At 41.4% G+C, this 23372-nt stretch carries 20 protein-coding genes; 11 read left to right on the forward strand and 9 right to left on the reverse strand.

Features of this window, described 5'->3' with window-relative positions:
* Positions 1-10 precede the first annotated feature (10 nt).
* Positions 11-1699, reverse strand: coding sequence for a SusD/RagB family nutrient-binding outer membrane lipoprotein (locus tag C5749_RS18240; protein WP_181151521.1), 1689 nt, complete (start codon positions 1697-1699; stop codon positions 11-13).
* Between the two features lie 14 nt (positions 1700-1713).
* The gene (locus C5749_RS18245; protein ID WP_105727649.1) at positions 1714-4887 is read right to left on the reverse strand and encodes a SusC/RagA family TonB-linked outer membrane protein; all 3174 of its coding nucleotides are present in this window, start codon (positions 4885-4887) and stop codon (positions 1714-1716) included.
* 647 nt (positions 4888-5534) lie between these two features.
* Here C5749_RS18245 and trmD point away from each other — a divergent pair.
* From trmD to trpC, 5 genes are all read left to right on the forward strand, one after another.
* Positions 5535-6212 (forward strand): tRNA (guanosine(37)-N1)-methyltransferase TrmD, encoded by a 678-nt coding sequence (gene trmD / locus C5749_RS18250; protein WP_105727650.1) that lies wholly within the window; start codon positions 5535-5537, stop codon positions 6210-6212.
* 279 nt (positions 6213-6491) lie between these two features.
* A complete protein-coding gene (locus C5749_RS18255) occupies positions 6492-7895 on the forward strand; it encodes an anthranilate synthase component I family protein (RefSeq protein ID WP_105727651.1) in 1404 nt (467 codons plus the stop codon).
* Positions 7892-8038, forward strand: a complete 147-nt coding sequence (locus tag C5749_RS18260; RefSeq protein ID WP_245893842.1) for a hypothetical protein — start codon at positions 7892-7894, stop codon at positions 8036-8038. The genes C5749_RS18255 and C5749_RS18260 overlap by 4 nt, the downstream gene beginning before the upstream one ends.
* Positions 8038-8610, forward strand: coding sequence for an anthranilate synthase component II (locus tag C5749_RS18265; RefSeq protein WP_105727652.1), 573 nt, complete (start codon positions 8038-8040; stop codon positions 8608-8610). Before C5749_RS18260 ends, C5749_RS18265 begins: the two co-directional genes overlap by 1 nt.
* 162 nt (positions 8611-8772) lie before the next feature.
* On the forward strand, positions 8773-9555 hold the full coding sequence (gene trpC / locus C5749_RS18270; protein WP_105727653.1) for an indole-3-glycerol phosphate synthase TrpC: 783 nt from the start codon (positions 8773-8775) through the stop codon (positions 9553-9555).
* A gap of 27 nt (positions 9556-9582) precedes the next feature.
* Here the strand turns inward: trpC and C5749_RS18275 are convergent, their stop codons facing one another.
* From C5749_RS18275 to C5749_RS18285, 3 genes are read right to left on the reverse strand one after another with little or no spacing between them, the layout of a single operon-like run.
* Positions 9583-10455 carry a cupin-like domain-containing protein gene (locus C5749_RS18275; protein WP_105727654.1) on the reverse strand — a complete coding sequence of 291 codons (873 nt, stop codon included), beginning with the start codon at positions 10453-10455 and terminating at the stop codon, positions 9583-9585.
* Positions 10456-10514: 59 nt separating this feature from the next.
* Complete coding sequence (locus C5749_RS18280) at positions 10515-11282, reverse strand: uroporphyrinogen-III synthase (protein WP_105727655.1); 768 nt, start codon at positions 11280-11282, stop codon at positions 10515-10517.
* 11 nt (positions 11283-11293) lie between these two features.
* A complete protein-coding gene (locus tag C5749_RS18285; protein ID WP_105727656.1) occupies positions 11294-12190 on the reverse strand; it encodes a DUF4271 domain-containing protein in 897 nt (298 codons plus the stop codon).
* 68 nt (positions 12191-12258) lie between these two features.
* On the opposite strand from C5749_RS18285, the gene C5749_RS18290 reads away from it, so the two are divergent.
* Together C5749_RS18290 and dusB are read left to right on the forward strand one after the other, a co-directional pair.
* Positions 12259-12825 (forward strand): DNA-3-methyladenine glycosylase I, encoded by a 567-nt coding sequence (locus C5749_RS18290; protein WP_105727754.1) that lies wholly within the window; start codon positions 12259-12261, stop codon positions 12823-12825.
* Between the two features lie 396 nt (positions 12826-13221).
* On the forward strand, positions 13222-14220 hold the full coding sequence (gene dusB / locus C5749_RS18295; RefSeq protein ID WP_105727657.1) for a tRNA dihydrouridine synthase DusB: 999 nt from the start codon (positions 13222-13224) through the stop codon (positions 14218-14220).
* Positions 14221-14222: 2 nt separating this feature from the next.
* Here dusB and C5749_RS18300 read toward each other — a convergent pair whose 3' ends face one another.
* From C5749_RS18300 to C5749_RS18310, 3 genes are all read right to left on the reverse strand, one after another.
* On the reverse strand, positions 14223-15719 hold the full coding sequence (locus tag C5749_RS18300; protein WP_245893843.1) for an MATE family efflux transporter: 1497 nt from the start codon (positions 15717-15719) through the stop codon (positions 14223-14225).
* A 25-nt stretch (positions 15720-15744) separates the two neighbouring features.
* Positions 15745-16023: an acylphosphatase gene (locus C5749_RS18305; RefSeq protein WP_105727658.1), complete on the reverse strand. Its 279-nt coding sequence runs from the start codon at positions 16021-16023 to the stop codon at positions 15745-15747.
* A 165-nt stretch (positions 16024-16188) separates the two neighbouring features.
* Positions 16189-17358 carry an amidohydrolase family protein gene (locus tag C5749_RS18310; RefSeq protein WP_105727659.1) on the reverse strand — a complete coding sequence of 390 codons (1170 nt, stop codon included), beginning with the start codon at positions 17356-17358 and terminating at the stop codon, positions 16189-16191.
* Between the two features lie 269 nt (positions 17359-17627).
* Here C5749_RS18310 and C5749_RS18315 point away from each other — a divergent pair, with 269 nt between their 5' ends.
* From C5749_RS18315 to C5749_RS18325, 3 genes are read left to right on the forward strand one after another with little or no spacing between them, the layout of a single operon-like run.
* Positions 17628-20009 (forward strand): TonB-dependent receptor, encoded by a 2382-nt coding sequence (locus C5749_RS18315; protein ID WP_105727660.1) that lies wholly within the window; start codon positions 17628-17630, stop codon positions 20007-20009.
* Positions 20010-20024: 15 nt separating this feature from the next.
* Positions 20025-20471 carry a D-aminoacyl-tRNA deacylase gene (gene dtd, locus C5749_RS18320; RefSeq protein ID WP_105727661.1) on the forward strand — a complete coding sequence of 149 codons (447 nt, stop codon included), beginning with the start codon at positions 20025-20027 and terminating at the stop codon, positions 20469-20471.
* 41 nt (positions 20472-20512) lie between these two features.
* Positions 20513-20839: a nucleotide pyrophosphohydrolase gene (locus C5749_RS18325; RefSeq protein WP_105727662.1), complete on the forward strand. Its 327-nt coding sequence runs from the start codon at positions 20513-20515 to the stop codon at positions 20837-20839.
* Here the strand turns inward: C5749_RS18325 and C5749_RS18330 are convergent.
* A complete protein-coding gene (locus C5749_RS18330) occupies positions 20831-21598 on the reverse strand; it encodes an endonuclease/exonuclease/phosphatase family protein (protein WP_105727663.1) in 768 nt (255 codons plus the stop codon). The two genes, C5749_RS18325 and C5749_RS18330, sit on opposite strands and share 9 nt — an antisense overlap.
* Before the next feature lie 66 nt (positions 21599-21664).
* Here C5749_RS18330 and ggt point away from each other — a divergent pair, with 66 nt between their 5' ends.
* Entirely contained in the window at positions 21665-23359 is a 1695-nt protein-coding gene (ggt, locus tag C5749_RS18335; protein ID WP_105727664.1) for a gamma-glutamyltransferase, read from the forward strand.
* Positions 23360-23372: the final 13 nt, after the last annotated feature.

Consider the following 23372-nt stretch of genomic DNA (forward strand, 5'->3'; position numbering starts at 1 on the left):
ACAAAATTAATTAAGGCATCCAAAATACTTTAGCTGTACCCAAATTACCCTTTTGAGCCGGTGCATTTGTGTTTTTATTTATCTCATCAGCTATAAATGGTAAAGAAAGTGGGAACGGTCTATTCAAAACAACACGTACAGGAGCAATGTCGTCGCCACCATTTCCGCCCGCTGGCGGTGTTACAATCCCACCGAAGTCCGCAGGATTAAACAGAACTGGATAACCTGTTCTTCTATAGTCATTATATTGGTCAACCCATGATCCGATAGAGGACAGCCATTTTTGCGTCATGATATGCTCCAGCTTTTTATCATTCGAGGCAGAAGTGAACTGTGCCATAACAGCAGAAATATAATCATCTTCTTCATCAGATCCTGACAATACAGGAACAGACTGTGAAGACTGATTATTGGCCACAACATAGTCTATCATTTTAGAAGTTTCCGATATCGCTCTCTCTAAAAGCTCTCCCGCATTGCCGGATATTAGACCTTCTTGTGCTAACTCTGCCTGCAAAAACAAGATATCAGCATACGTGATCATCCTATAAGGTGCAGCTCCAGTTCCACTACTTGCGCTAGCGGTACCACCGGCACCCGTATCATATCTTCCGCCGACCGGATATATTCCGAATAAACTGATCACATTCTGCGAATTTTTTGATCTGTTTGGCCCTTGTGATCCGAAATAGATAGAAACAAATCCTCCATCCCGATATTCTACGATATCTGAAGGGGCATCATCTTCCGTCATCTGGTTATAAAAATAATACGGGATTCGAGGATCTTCGATACCAGTCAATATATTATTATTATACCCCTTCATGATCTCATAAAGCCATGGCGAAGGTGACATGGTACGCTGTGTTGCATAATACTGAGAGAAAGCAGGATTACGGTCATCCGTAGCGCTATTTATCCCAAACGGTACCATAAAAGATTCTGCTGTAGAAGAGATCAAATCACCGCTTGAAATCAGTGCATTGACCTCACCACTTACATCCTTCACTTTACGTTGTTGCACCAACAATTTAAACTTAATGGAGTTTGCCGCTTTAATCCAACGAGTCACATTTCCCCCGTAGATCACATCATCTGCCCCCGGTACAATTTCATTTTCCGCACTTGTGCTTTGTAAATTCACTATCGCTTCATCGAGCAGAGTAAATAATTGTGGATAAATATCCTCGCCTTTATCGTATTTAGGGTATCTGATTTGATTTGTAGTCAATTGGTTTGCTTCAGAAAACGGAACCTCGCCAAATAAGTCAACCAATACAGAATATGCGTAAGCTTTGATTATTTTAGCAATACCGACATACCGAGGATTTCCGTTTTCGGTACCTTGATTGATAATAAATTCGGTATTTGTCAAGACGTCTCTATACAAAAGAGACCAGCCAGCATCCCAAAAATAGTCATTCGGCAGTGCACCGTATTGATCGGCATTGCCGTAATGTGTCATCTGATGTGTATAGGCAGATAGATTTGTACCAAACCCACCTTTAGAAACACCGTTTTCATCAGTGTCACTTCCCATCGAAAGCCCGTAAGCTAGGTATTTTTGAATCCTTGGTAATAACACGTCCTCTGATAACGCGAGCGGATCATTGGGGTTATCGTTAATATCGAAGTGTTTTGAACACGAAGTAACAAAAACAGCAACGGCAGCTATGATAAAATATTTAGTTTTTTTCATGATACATTTCATTTTTAGAATCTAGCAACTAGATTGAATCCATAACGGCGTGTAGTTGGTGCAGCGGACAAGTCAAAACCTTGCGTCGTGGATGAACCAAAACTGTTGACCTCTGGATCGAAGTTAGCATATTTAGGGAAGTTCGGCGCAAAGAACCACAGGTTTCTGCCAGTAACGCTAAAGTGCAATCCTTTAACAAACGTGTTGGCGAATAATTTCTGTGGAAGTTCATATCCTAAAGACACCTCACGCAATCTGTATACAGTTGCGTCATACATATTCCATTCCGTAGCTGTATTGATAGCAAATGTCTGCCCCACGCCTGGATCTGGAGAGAAGTAAAGGTCATTGACTGCTATTCTTGTTTGGTTCTGGATTTTGTTGCCATTTCCGTCTAGTATCGGCTGACCCGTTATCGGATCGCCATACACGCCAGGGATAATAGCATTATATTCACGACCTTCCGTATCTCTGGTTACACCCCTACCCAAATAAGAAGAATTAGTCACGGAATACATATCTCCGCCTTTCGTCCAATCGAAAAGCGCCATCAATGTAAAGTTTTTGTAACTAACTCGGTTATTAATACCCAGCTTAAAGTCCGGGTTAGGGTCACCAACCATACCCTCCTCAGGATCCTCGATCATCGCTCCCGTTGCCGGATTGATCAACAGGTTTCCTTCATCGTCACGCATAGACTTCGTTCCTCTGATATACCCGAAAGGCATCCCCGGCTCCAAATATGGAGAAACACCTGTCAAGACACCTCTCAATTGAATCCTGTCCGTTCCCTCCATTAAGTCTAATACCATATTTTTATTCTTCGTAAATGCGGCGTCTATGCTCCACTGAACAGGAGACTCTGGAGACAATGGTTTTACTCCCAAAGAAATCTCAACACCTCTATTTCGAATTTTGCCGAAATTGGTAAAAAGGAAATCATAACCGGAAGAGTTAGGCATACCTGCGCGAGCCAATAGACCCGTAGAAATTTTGTTATACCATGTGAAATCCACAGTCAATCTATTTTTTAACAAACGAAGTTCTGTTCCTAACTCGACCTCATTGGTAAATTCAGGTGTCAAGTTTGGATCATACGCCGTATAATCGTAACGGCCTGTCGGTTGGCCTTGAAAATTCGGCCCGAACAAGAACACATCTTGTAACATGTAGGGGTCTGTATCACGACCTACCTTTGCCCACGCAGCCCTGACTTTAGCATAATTTAAGATATCGCTATCCATATTCAAAGCATCGGTCAAAACGAAAGAGGTAGATACTCCGGGATAGAAATAAGATCTGGAATTCGAAGGTAAAGTTGAGGACCAATCGTTACGCCCAACCAACTGTACAAACCAATAATCTCTAAAACCAAAATTGGCTTCAGCGAACACGCCCATTATACGACGTTTGAATACCTGATCCGTGTCAAAAATTTGTTGAGCCGTGTTTTTTAAAGAATAGATACCAGGTGTAATGAAACGTCTACCTTCATTGATTACACGGTCCGTAACACGTTGATTATAGTTGTGCCCTATTCTACCAGTTAAAGAAATATCTTCATTAATCTTTGGAGTAAAAGTAGCAAGAAAAGTAGATTCGAGTTCCTTATGATCCCTTCCATCTAATATCAATGCTCCATTTCCCTCAAAAGCACGTGAACTGATTTCATAACGTTCCGAACGATCTAGGAAACTAATATTTGTTCCTAACATATAGCTAAAGCTTAACCAATCGGTTGCTTCAAAATCCAATCCCGCCGAACCCAATATGCGGTTTTCCCTCGTTGTCGCAAAGTTATTGTGTGCCGACCATGTTGGATGATCAAATTGACCGGCCCCTAACCAGTTGAGGTTATGTCCGTTCGCGTCTTCCCAAGGTAATGATACATCCCAGTTTCTTGCTAAGAACAATGAACGCGCAAATTGAGAAGCCGCCCCAGACACCTGGTTTTCCCCGAAATACCCTCCGATCTGGCCGGAGTTAGCGAATGTCAAATTAGCCCTCGCGGTCAATCTATCGTATAATTTGGCTGTTCCGCCGGCAGAAAGATTATAGCGTTTATAACTGGAATTGGGGACATACCCTTGATGGTCTAACATAGAAGCAGTCATATTGAATCCCAAGACATCCGTACCTCCGTTTATTCCAACCGAGTTCTCGTACACTACTCCTGTGTTAAACAAGTCTTTCACGTTGTTTGGGTATGCTTGGTATGGAACTTTACTTCCAGGTGCAAAAATACCTGCATCTATATAGGGACCCCAAGCCGCAATACTATCTAGGTTCCTGAACGCTGGCCCCCACGAACCATTAGAGTTTGAATAGGCAAAGTTGGCCCCTGCTCCGTAAAGATTTTGATATTTAGGTAGGTTTGCTATATTTTCTAGCGAAACGGAACTTCTGAACGTAATCGATGTTGGTCTGTTCAATTTCGCACTTCCAGACTTCGTCGTGATTAAAACCACTCCATTAGAAGCCCTCGAACCATACAGCGCGGATGCAGCAGAACCTTTTAGAATGTTCATGGTTTCGATATCATTCGGATCCAACATGGCGATACCGGATGAATATGCTGTACCTCCAGATGTTTGATTACTTGTCACAACACTAGAATTATCGAAAGGAACGCCGTCAACAATAATAAGCGGCTGATTGTCGCCAGTAAACGACGCGTTACCCCTTATCTGGAAACGTGTTGCAGCTCCAGGTGTACCTTGCGATGTACGAATGTCTACACCGGCTACTTTACCCTGCATGGATTTCAAAATATCCGGCTCCGAATTTTGCACTAGATCTTCGGGATCGACATTCGCCTGAGCATATGTCAAACTTTTAGCTTGACGTTGGATTCCCATCGCGGTAACGACTACCTCTTCTAAAGTTCCCTCGTCTGCAGTTAATACTACATTGACGACTGCGCGGGAACCTACGTTAACACGCTGGCTAGTGTAACCTACATAGGAAAATGCGAATACGGCATCATTTCCAGTAACCGAGATGGAATAGTGGCCGTCTCCATCGGTTTGCGTGGCGTTCGACGTACCCACCACAGCCACGGACACACCCGAAATTGGGCTTCCATCGCCTGCCGATGTCACGCGACCACTCACCTGTCGGTTTTGTGCAAACGATACCCCTACCAGGCACGTTAACACAAAAATTAAACTGAGTAATTTTTGTTTCATGTTTGTTTTGTTTAGTTATTAATTTGTTGATTGTTTATTGCTTATGCTATTTACTGAAATACATAGCGGTTTGTTTAAACGTTACATATCTTACACGAATTACTACTATCGTAATACCAATTTATGTAAACCAAAAAGTCAGTAAAGTTAAAACCTACATCACATGCCGTTTGTGTGTAAAAAGTTACCGCCCTAACAAAGAAAATGCAAAAGATTAGTTAATAAAGTCTGTTTCATCTGAGTTGTTTGTTTAGTTAATCAATTTTTCTATATCTCCCATTAACAGAAAACGCATGCACACTACGCTATAACTGTTAAAAACTGTTAAACTATGCAAACATAAAAAATTAACTTTGTTCTTGCAACTTTTCAAAAAAACTCACACAATCACTGATACCGTACTAATAATTCGGGCGGAAAAGTACAAAACAGAAAAAACCAACAAACAAAATAACAATACAGAATACCATTAACATAACAAAACTTTATTCTATAAACATGCCTAAATTAAAAACATTAACACTGTATATATTAAACTAAAAACGAATTCAATATTTTGGAACAGAACGATAAATATTATATTCTGTAAAGAAAAAGCCACATCAAAATGCGTCAATAAGTACACATAAAAAATCTATCTTTGTAGCATGCGTTTTGACATCATTACTGTTTTACCGGGCTTACTGGACAGTCCATTTGCACATTCTATTCTACAACGTGCTCAGCAAAAGGGCTTGGTCGACATCCACGTACATAACTTGCGGGATTATGCGACAAACAAGCATAAATCTGTTGACGACTATCCCTATGGCGGAGGCTCAGGAATGGTCATGCAAATTGAACCCTTTGCAGCCTGCATCGAAAAGTTACAAGCGGAACGGCAATATGACGAAGTAATTTACATGACACCGGACGGCGAAACCCTCAACCAGGAAATTGCAAACGTGTTATCATCCATAGAGAATGTCATTATCCTCTGCGGACATTACAAAGGAATCGATCAGCGTATCCGGGATGTATTTGTGACCAAAGAAATTTCCGTAGGCGACTATGTGCTATCTGGTGGAGAGCTTCCCGCTGCAATATTGGTTGACGCTGTTGTCCGATTGATACCGGGTGTGTTGTCAGATGAAACCTCGGCTCTGTCAGATTCTTTTCAAGACGGATTGCTGGATGCCCCCATCTATACACGGCCCGCTGAGTGGCGCGGTCACCGTATCCCTGAAGTCCTGCTCAGTGGTCACGAAGCAAAAATAGCTGCTTGGCGTTATGAGCAACAACTGAAACGTACGGAAGAACGTCGACCTGATTTGCTAAATGATTAAAACTAATCGACATTTTTTATTTTTTTATCAAAAAAAATTTGTCAAATAAAAAATATTCATAAATTTGCGCTGTACATGATAACAAAACAATTACATACAAGCTGGTGGTGGCCCGAAGTAAGCAACGTCGGGAATGTGCTTGGTATGTATTAGAAGATATTCATAATCAACCAAAACCATTTGAAAGTAAGCCCGGCGATTAAACGTCGGGCTTTTTTTATTTTTGGCACAGCGGCTACGAGATGAGACTACGTCCGCTACAACACGAAAAACAACAGTATGAAATACACATTAAAAACGAACTACAGAAAGATACTGGCTGACACGACGACGCCGGTAAGCATCTACCTCCGTTTGCGAGATACCTTTCCCAACAGTTTGCTCTTGGAAAGCTCAGAATACCATAGTCGCGACAACAATATCAGCTATATTTGCTGCGATCCTATTGCAGGCATCACCCTTAACAAAGAACATCTGCGCATCGTTGAGCCGGGCAAGCAGCCTGTTTACAAACCGGCTAGCGAAATTAACCTCCGAGAAGAGGTGTCTTCTTTCCGTAAGCACTTCTCCCAAATGAAAATTGAAGGAGTGAATGTTATTTCTTCTGGACTGTTCGGATACTTTACGTTTGATGCTATTGAGCACTTTGAAGACATCGAGCTAACAGCAGGTACACATCTAGCACGCGAAATTCCAGCTATGCAATATCATGTATACCGTTACGTTATCGCTATTGACCATTTTAGAAATCAACTCTATATCTTCGAAAACCTGCTCGCCGACGAATCCTCCGATCTAGAAAGATTGGAATATTTAATACAAAATAAAAATTTCCCAGAATACCATTTTAAACGCCAAGGCGGGGAAGCTTCTAATATGAGGGATGAAGATTTTAAGAATCTGGTCAACAGGATGAAACAACATATACAACGTGGAGACGTCTTTCAGATTGTACCCTCACGTGCTTTCTCCACGCCATTTGCGGGAGATGAGTTTAATGTATATCGCGCGCTGCGGTCGGTCAACCCTTCACCTTATCTTTTCTATTTTGATTACGGCGATTTCAAACTATTTGGTTCATCGCCCGAGGCACAGTTAACGATTAAAAAAGGGGAAGCCACCATATACCCCATCGCGGGAACGTTTAAGCGCACAGGCGACATGGAAAAAGACGAAAAGATTGCCGAAGAATTGAAAAATGATCCAAAAGAATCCGCAGAACATGTCATGTTGGTAGACTTAGCGCGCAATGATCTGAGTCGCCATTGTACAAACGTAAACGTAAAATCATATAAAGAGGCACAATATTACTCCCATATTATCCATTTGGTATCAAAAGTTTCCGGTGATCTCAATCCTACTTCAAACCCTTTTGATGTAGTAGGCGACACATTCCCTGCCGGAACACTCTCCGGTGCTCCCAAACATAAAGCACTTACGCTGATCGATCGTTATGAGGGTTTGCCGCGTTCTTTTTATTCTGGAGCGATAGGTTATATGGGCTTTAATGGTGATTTCAATCACGCCATCATGATTCGCTCTTTTCTAAGCAAGTATAATGTACTGCATTATCAAGCTGGAGCGGGGATCGTTCTGGATTCTGATGCTGAAAAGGAGTTGCAGGAGGTTAATAATAAAATTGCAGCTTTACGCCGCGCATTAGAAATTGCTGAAACGTTATGATACGGCCACTGCCATACTGCACGACACTTTCGCATGTCAAAGCATCGATTGAGACCATCGATAATCGGATATTGGAGTTAGAGGCGCTCCGAAAACTATACGAAGACAAAGAAACGGAGTTAGAACAGGAAGAACAAATATAATGACACAGAACAACATATTAGTAATCGACAACTACGATTCATTCACGTATAACCTCGTCCACTTGTTACAAGAATTAGGACAAACGTATACCGTGTGGCGAAATGATAAATTCGAATTAGACGATATAGAACCCTTTAACAGCATATTGCTGTCGCCCGGCCCGGGAATACCAAAGGAAGCGGGGCTTTTAATGGATGTTATCCGTCGATATGCTCCCTCCAAAAGCATCTTAGGCATCTGCTTGGGGCAACAGGCAATTGCGGAAGTATTCGGCGGTACACTATACAACATGCCTAAGCCTTTACATGGCGTCGCGACCGACATTATTATTACCGATGAAACGGAAAAACTTTTTCATGATTTCCCTAAGGATTCCAGGATTGGACGTTACCACTCGTGGGCGGTGTCCAAAGATAGTTTGCCGGCATGCCTCCATGTAACAGCGGTAGATGCTGATGGAGTCATCATGGCATTGCGCCACAGGGAATACGATGTACGTGGTGTACAGTTTCACCCAGAATCGGTGTTAACAACAAATGGCAAAAAATTGATTGCGAATTGGTTATCTTAATTTACATTTTTGACCGCAAAAGCGTAGCAAAACTCGTCGCTGGGAAATCTTTGCATAATGGTTAAGTGCAAAGAAGAGATGCCTACAATGCAAAGTTTCCAAGGCGACATATCGTGTTAATTAGGGACATCTTAAATATAGTTCCGATAACTACAGAATATGATGACAATATTAGATAAAATAATAGAACGAAAAAAAGTAGAGGTAGCGGAAGCTAAAAAGCAAGTCTCATTGGAAGAACTAGAGCAGTATCCGTTTTTCAGCAGAACTTGTTATTCGCTGAGAGATTCCGTATTGCATCCTGAACGGACGGGCATCATTGCAGAGTTTAAACGGGCGTCTCCATCAAAGGGGCTCATCAATAGCACCTCAAGCGTCGCGGAGGTGGTGATAGGTTACCAGGATGCGGGTGCTTCGGCAGTTTCGGTATTGACGGACTCGGATTTTTTTAAGGGTTCTCTTGCGGATTTACGTACTGCGCGGGAAGTCTTAACCATCCCTTTGCTGCGTAAAGAGTTTATCGTAGACACCTATCAAATAGCCGAAGCAAAAGCGCATGGCGCTGATATCATTCTCCTAATCGCAGCATGCTTAGATAGCAACGAAATACAAGCGTACGCAGATTATGCTAAATCGTTAGGATTGAATGTGCTCCTAGAAGTTCACAACGAAGAAGAACTCCAACGTAGTATCTTTGACAGCATAGATGCTATAGGCGTCAACAACCGGAACCTTAAAGATTTTGTGGTAGACCTGAATCACTCCTATGACTTGGCAAATACTATTCCTAACCGGTTTATCAAGGTTTCGGAAAGTGGCATCTCGGATCCTAAGACGATAAAAGAATTAAAAAAAGCCGGCTTTCAAGGTTTTTTGATTGGAGAAAACTTCATGAAAACCGGAGATCCTACGAAAGCAATAAAGGAATTTGTGAAGGAATTATAGAGGCGCATATATTGCGTCTCTATAGCCTCATTTTCGCTCGCGTTTGCGTATCGCCCTATCCGCACGTTTCCGAGCAGTTTTAATTTTGTAATCGAGCCATTTACCCTTGAACACTTTACGCATAGTATCATCAAAATAACGCGTGACAAATAGGTTTCTAGCCCCTTTTATCTTTTCGCTAATTGAATTTGCCAGTGCTCGCACCGAAATGGAGTAGCCTTCAGTGTCATATTGTATATAGTGCCACCATCCTGCTGGCATATACAATGTATCCCCAGGATTAATAACCGCTTCATAACCATCCAATAACTTTAAGGCAGGGTACTCATCATAGCTGCTTGTTTTTAAGTTGGCAATACTATGAAAGTTATAAGGCAGCTTATACATCAGGTCGGACTGGTTGTTTGGAAAAAGCCATATCCGTTTAGTGCCTTGAAATTGTGAAATGAATACGTGCGACATATCGATATCAAAGTGGTTACGGGTCGCCGAACCTTCTCCTCCGAAAAACATATAAGGAAGCCATTGCAAGACCTTCCCGCCAGTTACATCATTATAGATAACATCTTTTTTTAACTCTGGCCTGATCTTTATCAAATTGAAAAGGAACAGACGAAGCTCCGTAGGCTCCGTACTTATTTTATCAAGATATTCACCAAAACTCATCCTTCCCACTGGGGGACTAGCGGCATGGTTTTGCGATTCTTCTTCACGGCCGTATATATCGATCTGTTCACTCCCTGCTATTTCCTTGAAATAGTCATAGCTCCATTTTTGCCAGCAAGAGCTCTCTTTGCTGATAAAATCTTTAATGATAACCGGCTGTCCTTTGTTGAGATAATCTCGAACAAAATCATTTGGAGAAATTCCTGATATACTATTTACTGGTTTTAGTTTCACAAGTTCTAACGCTTAACAACTATTTACAAACTTACGAAAATATTCTGCAACAGCCCCTTCTATTTATTTACTTGTTTAATGTATTGTTCTACTGCCATAGTCATGCTTGGCGCTTCTGGTGTAGGGGCTGGTATATCTAAGGTTAAATTATGGTTGAGCAGCTCTTGTTGGGTCGTAGCACCAAATGCAGCAATGCGTGTGTTATTCTGCTTATAATCAGGGAAATTTTCGAACAACGATTGTACACTTGAAGGGCTAAAGAAAACGATAATATCATAAAATACATTTTCCAGATCTTTGATGTCGCTGATAACGGTGCGGAACAAAACTGCCGGAGTAAAATCATATCCATTATCCTGTAGCCATTTTTGTGTTTCTTCGTTAGCCACGTCCGAACATGGAAAAAGAAATTTTTCTTTACTATGTTTCCTTAAAACTTCCTCTAGGTCTTTGGCCGTTTGCTTACCAAAGAAAATTTTACGTTTACGATATTGGATATATTTTTGCAAATAAAGAGCGATAGCCTCTGAAATACAGAAATATTTCATATCTGCCGGGACCTCATACCTCATTTCCTCACATACACGAAAGAAGTGGTCGACTGCATTCTTGCTGGTAAAGATAACAGCTGTAAAATCCGCAAAGTTAATTTTTTCCTTACGCACATCTTTCGCCGGAACACCTTCGACATGGATAAACCCTCTAAAATCCAATTTTAAGTTATATTTTTCTGCTAAGGCAAAATACGGAGATTTATCATTTTCAGGTTTGGGTAAGGTAACTAAGATACTTTTTACCTTCTTGGCTCTTGCTTCATCTACTTGCATATTCAATTTTTTTAATTGCTCAATGTTCTAACCAATATCAAAATCGGCGCTACTTCAAGTGCGCAAAGATACAGAATTAAATAAAAAATTGAAAACTTTAGATTTCCGAACAAACGGAATGCAGCTCGTAAGAATCTATATATAAACAAGATAGACACCAATACACTGAACAAAATTAACAGAATCTTAAAATATGTCGTGGGAACAAGCGCTACCGCTAGCAGGAAAGGCATCAAAAAAAGCATACTATTGAAGTAAACCAAGTAAAGTACCGTCACGTATTCCCTCACCAAACGACCTATTTCAAACACAAACGAAATAAACCTAATTAAGAGTATTTTAATAATGAACAATAATGCAACAAGAAACGCCGTTTGTACATAGTTTTCGAAGTTGAGAACATCAAAACGCACGAAAGACGATTCCATGAGCACGATGAAGAGACCTAACGCCAAGCTAAAGATAAAATACAGAAATATATACGGCCATGACGTGAGCATATTATCTTCTTTACTCATCTGCAACAATGCCCGCTCGTCGTAATAGGCTTGTACAATCATCGCAAAATCACCCGGAAAAGCTAGACGTACGAGTGCAATCGCCAAGAACAACAAGAAAACGACCAGCAGCACCCACACGGGGCGCTCACTTTTTATCTCCCCTTGCCCATGAGGTATGCTTTCAGTGGATCCCGCCATAGATTTCATATAATCCAGAGAGGCAACTGGATTTATACTGCGCTGCCTAATTTCAGTCAAAAGTTGTTCGAGGAGTTTGTTTGGGCGATCCTCCGCCGGCAGTATATAATTGAAATTATCTATTTCCATTCCTTCCACGCGATTCCCCCACGCTATGCTGATTATCAAACAAAGTAGGCTACTCAAAAAGATACGCTTCAATAGATACATCCGAAAATTTTCTTACTTTGGCGTAAAGTTAGCATAATATCACCAAGCTGAAAAAAGAAAAAGACATGATGCCATCCGCTATTGAACGTTGCCCTTGGTGCGGTAACGATGATTTATACGTAAAATACCATGATGAAGAATGGGGTAAAGAAGTATCTTCTGACACTGTTCTTTTCGAATTTCTCGTTCTTGAATCAGCGCAGGCTGGCTTAAGCTGGATTACGATCTTACGGCGGCGAGAAGGATATCGGAAAGCTTTTGCAGCATTCGATTATAAAAAAGTAGCACAATTTGATGAACGTAAAATTGAAGAGCTCGTACAGGACGAACGCATCATACGTCACCGTGGAAAAATTGCATCAACCGTAAAAAATGCACAGGTATTTATACAAATACAACAGGAATTCGGATCATTTTACAACTATCTTTACAGCTTTATGCCAGAACGAAAACGCATCGTCAACTCGCCGAAAGACTTAAAATCAGCTCCAACACACAGCAAGGAATCGGATGCCATATCCAAGGATCTTAAAAAACGTGGAATAAAATTCTTCGGCACTACGATATGTTATGCATTTATGCAGGCCGTCGGTATGGTTGATGATCATCTGGACAGTTGTTCTTTTAAAAATTAGTTTTTCCTTTTTTACCACAAAAAAAGAAACAAAAAAGTTCGCCGCTTCGAATGTTTTACATATGGGATAGTACTAGAAATGAGTTTGTACAGTTGTAAACATTCGCATGCGGCATTAGATGTTAACGGGGGATGGTGCAATGCGTAAATGAAAACAATCAATAACGCTTGGCGGTTATACGGATAAAATGGCCTTATATTGTTTTGCGGTCATTTTTCTGGAGATTATTTCGTTAAAAACAAAATAATGTTTGAGCGAAGCGAGTTTTATTTTGTTTAGGAATAAACAAGGGAAAATAGCAAAACCATATTCAGCCTTGATTTTTTTGCTTCGTTTTTTCATCAAGGAAAAAATGAAGAAGAAAGAAATTCTGTAACTTTGCAAAAAATCAACAAGATGGCTGTAAAGATTGGTGAGCATATTGATTTAGGTAAATTTCCGTTACTACTGGCCCCTATGGAGGATGTCAGTGACCCGCCGTTCCGTTATGTGTGTAAGCAAAACGGGGTGGATATGATGTATACAGAGTTTATTTCTTCGGAGGGATTAATTCGCGACGCTGCTAAATCTAAACAGAAGCTTGACATCTTTGAATACGAAAGGCCTATCGGTATACAGATATTCGGCTCCGATATTGAAAGCATGCGTCAGTCTGCCGAGATATGCACCTTAGCGCAACCGGATTTGATTGACATCAATTATGGTTGCCCGGTAAAGAACGTTGCTTGTCGTGGGGCAGGCGCTAGTTTATTACAAGATATCGATAAAATGGTTGCTATGACTAAGGCTGTCGTTGACGCCACGCCCCTCCCGGTAACTGTAAAAACCCGTCTCGGCTGGGATGATAATACTAAAAATGTATACGAAGTAGCAGAGCGCCTACAGGATGTGGGTATAAAGGCATTATCTATTCACGGACGTACAAGAGCCCAGATGTATAAAGGACAGGCCGACTGGAGCATGATACGCGATATAAAACGTAATCCACGTATTCAGATTCCTATTTTTGGAAACGGTGATGTCGACTCTGTGGAAAAGGCTGCCGCCTGGCGAATGGAATATGAAGTCGACGGCATTATGATTGGACGCGCATCCATTGGGTATCCTTGGATATTTCGGGAAATCAAACACTTCTTTGAAACAGGAGAACGATTGGGAGGCCCTACCATAGACGAGCGCGTTGAAGTCTGCAAGACGCATTTGACCAAGTCTATCGAATGGAAAGGGGATAAAACCGGTGTGTTTGAAATGCGACGTCATTACGCCAATTACTTTAAGGGTATACCGAACTTTAAAGAATATCGAACAAAGTTGGTGGGGTTAGGCGACCACAACGAAATTCTGGAAGTGCTGGAAGAGATCAAAGAAAAGTTCGCGGAAGATATGGCAGTGTAAAGTTATTTCAAATTATTTTTCCGTTGTAGGAGCAATTGCTCTATATTCTTCCTCTCCGAAAAAACAATCGCTGAACAGAACAATAATAGTAACCCGTTGCCGATCCAGAAGTTACTATCAAAAATAAAGAAACTAGCAAGCGAGACGCCTAATCCAATCAAAAGATAAAGAATTATTTTTAGGAAATGATAGGGTATTGGATAATATTTTTGTCCCCAAAAAAGAGATAATCCGATCATGGCCAAGTAGGCAGTAGTGGTTGTAGCAACAGCACCTGGATAGGAATAGATGGGTATCAACAGAAAATTCAAAACAATGGTTACGAGTGCCCCCGCTACAGATATATATACCGCAAAGCGCGTCTGATCCGTTAGCTTGTACCACACCGACAGGTTCATATAGATTCCCAACAGTACAAAGTTTAAAAGTATAAACGGTACGACTTTGAGTCCTGTCCAGTAGATGTCTGGCTGGAGTTCATTCCCTTTGATAAAATCTTTAAGCCAATCCAAATTGACAACAATACCCACCATGACCAATACCATCAACATCACAAAGTACTCCATAATCTTTGCATACATATGGCGAGCATTCTCATTCTTGGCGTACGAAAAAAAGAAAGGTTCCGCACCTAAGCGAAAGGCGGTAACAAATAAGTTTAGAAAAACGGCTATTTTGGTTACGGCGGCATATATACCCAATTCCGTTTCTCCATATTCTCCCGGCAGTAGTTTGCGAAAGAACATCTTATCCAGATTTTCATTGATAATAAATGATATATTAGCAATCAAAATGGGAAAGCTGTAGACCAACATGCTTTTCATCAATGGCTTGTCAATGCGCAACCGCAGCGTTAATATCTCCGGCAGCAATAAAAGCAGCGTAAACACACTGGCGAACAGGTTGGAAAGGAAAACGTATCCGAGCCATCCCTCCTGAAACCAACCCGAAGCAAAATTGGCCCAAAAAGGGGATGTTTTTATCCATTCGGGCAGACAGACGATAAAAAACAGATTCGAAAATAGCGTAATGAAGATATTAATGAATTTGATATAGCCATAGCGAATAGGGCGTCCTTCTGCACGTAGTTTCGCAAAAGGCACAACCGCCAATGCATCCGCCACTAAAATAAACACAAAATACTGGATATATTTTGCGTATTCTCCTGTATTACCATCTCCGGCGAACCATGAGGCTATCGGGTCTATAAAAGTGAGTACGGAAACAACTAACAACGACGAGGTAATCAACGTAATCACGAAACTGTTGTTAGAAACTCGTTCTTTATGTTTTGGTTCGACTTTCTGTAAAAACCGGAAATACGTGGTTTCCATGCCAAATGCTAGAATAGCATTCCACATAGATACCCAAGCGTAGAGGTCGGAATAAACCCCATACACAGCTGCATCTTTAAATTTTCGGAGATATATAGGCGTCATCAAAAAACTGATCATCCGGGAAACAATGGTTGTAAAACCATATATTACCGTATCACTCACAAATTTTTTGATGGAAGACACGCGGCTATTTTTTCTTTTTTACGACTTCAAAATTCTGGAATGCTCGTAGGGTTCCCTCAACAGAACTGACTTTTTCAACTTCAGCACGATCAGGCCCTTCATGGCAGAACGCTAACAAAGCCTCAAGCGCAAAGGTCTCACCTTCAGCTTCTAAATAAACCGAACCGTTGGGTTGGTTCATAACGAATCCTTTTACGCCAAGCTGATCTGCCACCGCCTTACACGTTGCACGATAATAAACGCCTTGTACCTTGCCTGTAATCGTAATATTCAGATGTTTCATTATTACAGTCAAACTTAGATAAATTCGCTTTTATATCCAATTTAATTATTCAAGGATATAAAAAGAATTTGCTCTAATTACCTTCGGTGAGCTCACAACGCTCGGTTCTCCTCTGCCCCAAAATACTTTTTTTAGAGGGAACGTACATAAGAAAACGGAAAGAAACTAAGCTATTCTTTTCAACGTGACCCGTTCCGTCAGACGCAAATTATTCATCCCCTCCAACAGTACTAAACCGGGTGTTTTACCAACCTCGATAGATCCTAGTTGATCTGCAAGTCCTAACACCGTCGCACCATTAATCGTTGCCCATGGCAAGATTTGTAAGAAATCCAATTGGCTAAAGTGCGAAGAAAGCACTTTTAATTCCTCCAGAATATCAAGCGTATCATTAGATGCTAAACTGTCTGTGCCTACTACCATTCGGTTTTGGTTCGGAACAAAACTGAGTATTTTAGGTAGCTTACCTTCAATGTAGAGATTTGATTTCGGACAAACACAAAAGTAAACATCTCTGCCCAAACGTTCGACAAAATCAATATCCTTTAAAGACATATAGGTGTTGTGAATCAACATCAGGGGATTGTTCTTTGGTAAGTGCGCAAGATAAGATTGGATAGAATTCCTTGCTTGCGCTTTGAACGAGTCCGCATTCAATCCCATTTCTTTGTAAAAATCTAGAAACTCTCCTTGCTTATAACGATAAAGTCTATTCTCTTCATCGCTCTCTTGATTATGGACACTCAAGATATTATCTTCACTCACGAGCTTACGAAATGCTTTAAACAGTTCCTTCGAACACGAATACGGAGCGTGCGGCGTAATAGAAGCGTGATTAGCGTCAAAATAGAATTCGATATCACGTGCCTTATCCACACGGACTTGTACATCTTCTTTTGTCATCGCCATCACCTCTACAAAGGTGTGATATTTTATGCTGCTATTGGTTTTCGTCTTTGCTGACAACGCCGTATTAACATGATCACCCACAGCTTGGATGCCGTTATCGTACATCGTCTTATCAGCGGCTTCGATTTGCGCCAAAATATCTTTTTCTTTTGCAGACCGTTGTTTCATTACGTCCGCTAAAAAACGCGGCAGCCCAGTTCCTTTTTTTGTTTTACCAAGCATGTGCGACAATTCAATGTGGCAATGAGCATTGATAAACCCTGGTATTAAGACCCCGTCATAGAATTCTTTCTTCACATTGGACACGGCAGGATCCGTTTCTTTGTAGACCCCTTTAATCACGCCTGTTTTATCAATCGCAACGACCCCTTTTCGCATGAAATCTCCCTTAACAGGAATCACAATGCTTGCTGAAATATATCTCATTTAACTAATTGAACTATTTTGTTGTTTCTATTAGAATCAAAAATGACGCCATAATTTGAGAATAGCAAATTAATCTTTACTTTTGCGGTTATCGAAAGGGGTGCCTTGTTGTTTGAACACAAAAACGGGCTGAGATTACACCCAGTTTCGCATAATTGCGAAACGCACCTGATCCAGATAATGCTGGCGTAGGGAGGTTTAGTTGAATAATAAAGCTGTTGCTAACCCCTGGTAATAGTATGTTTAACTTAGTTTAATTGTTTATTTTTATGTTAAAACATGGAATTATTACCGTGGCGATGCTATTCGGAGCACTCTTCGCTTTTGCACAAAGCCAATTTACCGTTCGAGTCCTCGACATCAACCAAAAACCTTTGCTTGGAGCAACGGTCATATTTCAAGGAATCACAAAAACCAGTGATATAGAGGGCGTAGCTGCATTTCCAAACGTAGAACAGACGGTTTCCGATTTACGCGTTCGCTACATAGGATATGCTCCTTATCACAAACAAGTAAACCCAAGTCAACAAGCAGAACTTACGGTAGTACTGTATACAGAAACAAGAATGACCGGTGAAGTACAGGTCATGGCGACACGAGCGGGAGACAACGCTGCAACGACCTATAAAAACATTTCAAAAGAAGATATTACGCGCGGCAATCTCGGACAAGATATCCCGTATTTACTCGACCAGACACCGTCCGTAGTCATCGGCTCGGACGCCGGCGGGGGAATTGGCTATACCAACATGACAATCCGCGGGTCGGACAACCAGCGTATCAATGTGACCCTGAATGGTATCCCATTAAATGATGCAGAGAGTATGGGATCTTTCTTTGTAAATCTACCAGATTTTGCTTCAAGCTCCGAAAGTATCCAGATTCAACGTGGTATAGGAACTTCCACCAACGGTGCAGGAGCGTTTGGCGCCTCACTTAATATCCAGTCGGATGCACTAGAGCTAAACCCATACGCAGAACTAAATAATAGCGTTGGTTCTTATAATACGTGGAAAAATACGTTTAAAGTGGGCTCCGGATTAATTCAAGATAAATTTGCATTCAATGCACGATTATCACGAATTAGTTCCGATGGCTATATCGACCGCGCTTCATCCGATTTAAAATCTTTCTATATCGATGCGGGATACTATGGTGAAAAGCATCACTTGAAAGCCACTGTATTCTCCGGCAAGGAGAAAACTTATCAGGCGTGGGATGGCGTACCAGAAGAAATGCTGGAAGATAACCGTCGCTATAATGGTTTTACATACGAAAACCAAACCGACAACTACACGCAGACCCACCATCATCTTCACTACAACTATTTTGCGTCTGACCAGACTACACTAAACATGGCGTTGCACTATACGCGCGGAGCTGGTTATTACGAAGAAGACAGAAAAGGAGAGCCATTTAGTGGATACGGTTTAGCGCCTATCAATATCGGCGATTCTACGATCAACAGCACAGATCTTATCCGTCGCCGTTGGTTGGACAACTATTTTTATGGAACGGTATTCTCTATCCATCATCAGGTGAATGAAAACCACAATTTGATTTTCGGTGGAGGCGCCAATCAATATCGGGGCGATCATTATGGTGAAGTAATTTGGGCACAATATGCATCGGATAGCCAATTAGGCGACAAGTACTATTTCAACGACGCAGAGAAAAATGATGTCAATGTATATGGTAAATGGAACGCTACCTTTGGTGCGATGCGCTTGTATACGGATTTGCAATACCGTTTAGTCGATTACACTTTCGAGGGATATAACCATAATCTGGAACTGGCAGATGTGAATGTAAAACATCATTTCTTCAACCCGAAAATAGGGGCTACTTACCTCTTGTCGCCCACAGCCAATGTTTACGCTTCGTATGCATTCGGCAATAAAGAACCGGTTCGCGATGACTATGTGGAATCCTCCCCCAACGCGCGACCAGAAGCTGAAAGAATGCATAATATTGAAATGGGATACCGATTGAGAAGGGAATCATTAAATATTGGCGGAAACTTGTATGGTATGTTCTATAAAAATCAACTGATCAAGACCGGTGAAATCAACGACGTCGGTGGTTCAATACGCGAAAACGTACCTGATAGTTATCGCCTCGGCTTAGAACTGGATGCCGCGTGGCAATTATCAGAACATTTCCGATGGAAAGCCACGGCAGGATTGAGCCAAAATAAGATCAAGAACTATACGGAATACCTTACCGTTATGGACGAAGACTGGAATGAATTGGACGGGCCACAGGTAGAACAACATTACCGCTCAACGACGATTTCCTTCTCGCCATCCACTATTTTGTCCAATGAGTTTTCCTATTCACCTATACGCCCGCTGGAATTTAGTGTGGCTAGCAAATACGTATCAAGGCAATATCTGGACAATACGCAGTCGACAGACCGTAGCGTGGATCCTTTCTTTGTAAACAATCTGCGTATACGTTATAATTTCTCGTTGTTAGGGATGAACGATATAGATGCTAATTTAGCTATTAACAATATCTTCAACGAAAAGTACGAGTCACACGGTTATACATATGGTGGGATCACGCCTGATGGAACGCGTCTTTACGGCAATGCCTATTTTCCGCAAGCGGAAACAAATTTCCTGTTCGGCTTGAATATTCGGTTTTAATTTCTATTTTGCAACATGCGAGCAGTTATACAACGGGTTACCCAAGCCTCGTGTACCGTAGATGGCGTATGTACAGGAGAAATTAAACAGGGATTGTTGGTATTATTGGGTATAGAAGAAGATGATACCGATAGCGAGACGGAATGGGTGGCTCACAAATTGGTCAATCTCCGTATATTTTCTGACGAGGCTGGCTTAATGAACAAGTCCATTCAAGACATAGCTGGCAATATTCTTCTTATATCCCAATTTACATTGATTGCACAGACCAGAAAAGGTAATCGACCGTCTTTTATCCGCGCGGCAAAACCCAACAAAGCGGAGCAGTTATACCAAACCATGAGTGAACGTTTATCCGCGCTACTGAACAAACAGGTACAGATGGGTGTCTTTGGAGCGGATATGGAGATCGATTTGTGTAACGATGGTCCGGTAACGATCATTTTGGACACAAAAGAGTGATGAATTATGGGTGCTAATTACGAACATATAAACTATTTCTAATGACAATTAAAGAAGCACAAGACATTGTAGATAAATGGATCAACAACACCGGCGTCCGTTATTTCAATGAGTTAACAAATACCGCCATGCTTATGGAAGAGGTAGGTGAAGTAGCCCGGATTATGGCTCGGCAGTACGGAGAGCAGTCGTTTAAGAAGTCAGATAAGGAAGTCAATCTAGCAGATGAAATGGCAGATGTACTATTTGTACTTATCTGTCTCGCTAATCAAACGGGCATAGACCTTACCGATGCATTGCAAAAGAACCTGGAAAAAAAATCAATTCGCGATGCAGATAGGCATAAGAATAACGAAAAATTATTGTAACGTTATCTCAATTTCCGCAAATACGGGCAAATGATCAGAAGCATAGGTTTCGGGAATTATTTTATAAGTCTTCCAACTGAATTTTGTCTGTTTGCTGACCATGATATAATCAATTTCGTTCTTTGCTCCGATATTCGGATGCGTAGGGCCATTGGTTGACTTATTTCGGATAAATTGTTCTTCCAAAATCTTAATGGTTTCGTCGTTAGGTTTCGCGTTAAAATCCCCAACGAGAATTAACGGGGTTTCTATTCTTGCACCTAATTCTTTTATATAGTTTGCTTGTGCAACTTTATTTTTTGCTTTTAAATCCAGATGTGTATTGGCGAAAGACAGCACTTTACCATTAGATAATTCCACATCGACAATAGCGAGCGATCTATTTTCACTTTTCTCGACCATGGGCAAATCATAACGTTTATTACCAACAATTTTATGCTTGGTGAGGATTAACGTGCCATATTCACCGTCTTCTAAATCGATTCCTTTGGAGAAAAAATAGTGCATTCCTGTCAAATCTGCTAACTCTTTCGCTTGATCTACCATCTGGGAGCGCGATAAACGAACATCTACCTCTTGTATACCAACCAAATCGGCGTTAGCGGTCTTAATAACCTCCGCTATATGAGGCAAATCAATCTTATTCGGATCTCCCGGAGGGTTACCGTGATGTATATTATACGATAATATGCGAACCGATTGCGCATGAAGCAAGGCGAAACAAACACAAAATATGATGGTCGAAACGAATGTTTTCATGACGTCTAAGTTAGGCAAAAAAATATTTTTAATCTATATTTACATACGATAAACAGTTTTATCTCCATGAAGTTACTTTCTAGCATCCTTATCATTTTACTTTTAGTAGGTTCTTATACTAAAGCACAAGATAATACTGAACGCGTTGCTCAACCAGAATTTAATCATGCAGCGATAGTCACGGCGCACCCCCTTGCCTCACAGGTTGGCGTAGATATCCTCAAAAAAGGAGGTAACGCGATTGATGCTGCTATTGCAGTGCAATTTGCCCTCGCCGTGGTTTATCCAAATGCAGGTAATATCGGTGGAGGCGGCTTCATGATATATCGAGATAAAAATGGTTTCGTGACGTCTTTGGATTTTCGTGAAAAAGCGCCTGCGAGTGCACATCGTGACATGTATTTAGATGAAAAAGGGGATCCCATTACAGACCTCAGTCTGTATGGTCAACTCGCTGCGGGTGTCCCGGGTTCAGTGGCAGGTATGGACAAGGCACATAAAAAATATGGCAGCATGCCGTGGAAAGAGCTTATCAATCCTGCTATCGATTTTGCTGAAAATGGTTTCCCCATCACCGCCCGACAAGCAAAAGAGTTCAATAATTACCAAAAACGATTTAAGAAGTTTAATCTCAATGGCGCTGCAATTATTCGTAACGAAGACTGGAAGCCCGGAAATTTATTTGTGCAGAAACAACTTGCTCGTACGCTAAGGCAGATTGCTAGTCAGGGCCGGGACGGCTTTTATAAGGGAGCTGTAGCTGATTTCATTGTCGCCGAAATGAAACGTGGTAATGGCATTATCACCCACGCGGATTTAACTAATTATGAAGCAGTTTGGCGAGAACCGATTATCGGAACTTACAAAGATTATAAGATTATTTCCATGCCGCCGCCTTCCAGTGGCGGCATTGCACTATTAGCTTTATTACAATCGGTGGAACAATATCCTTTACATGCTTGGGGCTTTCAGTCCGATAGCACAGTAAGAGCGATGGTAGAGGCAGAACGGCATATTTATGCGGATAGGGCGTCCTATTTAGGTGATCCAGACTTTTATAAGGTGCCGGTAAAACATCTAACGGATAAAAAATTTAACCAGGATCGCATGGCAAAGGTTAACTTAGCTAAAGCAACGCCTAGCACCGAGGTAAAAGCTTCTTCGTTTCCCGGCTACGAACCGGAAGAGACCACACACTTCAGTATTGTTGATGCGGAAGGAAATGCTGTTTCATTAACTACCACGATTAATGGTTCTTATGGCTCTTATGTATGGGTAGATGGCGCTGGCTTTCTATTAAATAACGAAATGGATGATTTTTCTGTAAAACCGGGAACTCCCAATTTATATGGTTTACTAGGAGGTAAAGCGAACGCCATTGTACCACAAAAAAGGATGCTTAGTGCGATGACACCTACCATCGTAGAACAAGGTGGACATTTAAAGATGGTTATTGGAACGCCTGGCGGTTCGACGATCATTACATCGGTATTCCAGGGTATTCTTAATGTGTTAGAATTTGGCATGAGCGCACAAGAATCTGTCAGCAAGCCCCGTTTTCATCACCAATGGAAGCCCGATCGCATTGATGTAGAGGAGAAAGCTATCGCCGATTCTGTCCGCAAAAGTCTGGAAAGCGACGGTTATATCCTTCATCCAAGAAACGCAATAGGCCGTATGAAGAATATTGTGGTACTTCCTAACGGAAAATTGCAAACGGGTGCAGACCCACGTGGTGACGATTTTGCCGAGGGATATTGATAGTTATATCTAT

The organism is Sphingobacterium gobiense (genome assembly GCF_002980575.1).
Lineage (GTDB): Bacteria > Bacteroidota > Bacteroidia > Sphingobacteriales > Sphingobacteriaceae > Sphingobacterium > Sphingobacterium gobiense.

Coding starts and splice junctions, on each gene's coding strand:
- C5749_RS18240 (WP_181151521.1), bottom strand. CDS start 1,699: ATGAAAAAAACTAAATATTTTATCATAGCTGCCGTTGCTGTTTTTGTT.
- C5749_RS18245 (WP_105727649.1), bottom strand. CDS start 4,887: ATGAAACAAAAATTACTCAGTTTAATTTTTGTGTTAACGTGCCTGGTA.
- trmD (WP_105727650.1), top strand. CDS start 5,535: ATGCGTTTTGACATCATTACTGTTTTACCGGGCTTACTGGACAGTCCA.
- C5749_RS18255 (WP_105727651.1), top strand. CDS start 6,492: ATGAAATACACATTAAAAACGAACTACAGAAAGATACTGGCTGACACG.
- C5749_RS18260 (WP_245893842.1), top strand. CDS start 7,892: ATGATACGGCCACTGCCATACTGCACGACACTTTCGCATGTCAAAGCA.
- C5749_RS18265 (WP_105727652.1), top strand. CDS start 8,038: ATGACACAGAACAACATATTAGTAATCGACAACTACGATTCATTCACG.
- trpC (WP_105727653.1), top strand. CDS start 8,773: ATGACAATATTAGATAAAATAATAGAACGAAAAAAAGTAGAGGTAGCG.
- C5749_RS18280 (WP_105727655.1), bottom strand. CDS start 11,282: ATGCAAGTAGATGAAGCAAGAGCCAAGAAGGTAAAAAGTATCTTAGTT.
- C5749_RS18285 (WP_105727656.1), bottom strand. CDS start 12,190: ATGTATCTATTGAAGCGTATCTTTTTGAGTAGCCTACTTTGTTTGATA.
- C5749_RS18290 (WP_105727754.1), top strand. CDS start 12,259: ATGCCATCCGCTATTGAACGTTGCCCTTGGTGCGGTAACGATGATTTA.
- dusB (WP_105727657.1), top strand. CDS start 13,222: ATGGCTGTAAAGATTGGTGAGCATATTGATTTAGGTAAATTTCCGTTA.
- C5749_RS18305 (WP_105727658.1), bottom strand. CDS start 16,023: ATGAAACATCTGAATATTACGATTACAGGCAAGGTACAAGGCGTTTAT.
- C5749_RS18310 (WP_105727659.1), bottom strand. CDS start 17,358: ATGAGATATATTTCAGCAAGCATTGTGATTCCTGTTAAGGGAGATTTC.
- C5749_RS18315 (WP_105727660.1), top strand. CDS start 17,628: ATGTTAAAACATGGAATTATTACCGTGGCGATGCTATTCGGAGCACTC.
- dtd (WP_105727661.1), top strand. CDS start 20,025: ATGCGAGCAGTTATACAACGGGTTACCCAAGCCTCGTGTACCGTAGAT.
- C5749_RS18325 (WP_105727662.1), top strand. CDS start 20,513: ATGACAATTAAAGAAGCACAAGACATTGTAGATAAATGGATCAACAAC.
- C5749_RS18330 (WP_105727663.1), bottom strand. CDS start 21,598: ATGAAAACATTCGTTTCGACCATCATATTTTGTGTTTGTTTCGCCTTG.
- ggt (WP_105727664.1), top strand. CDS start 21,665: ATGAAGTTACTTTCTAGCATCCTTATCATTTTACTTTTAGTAGGTTCT.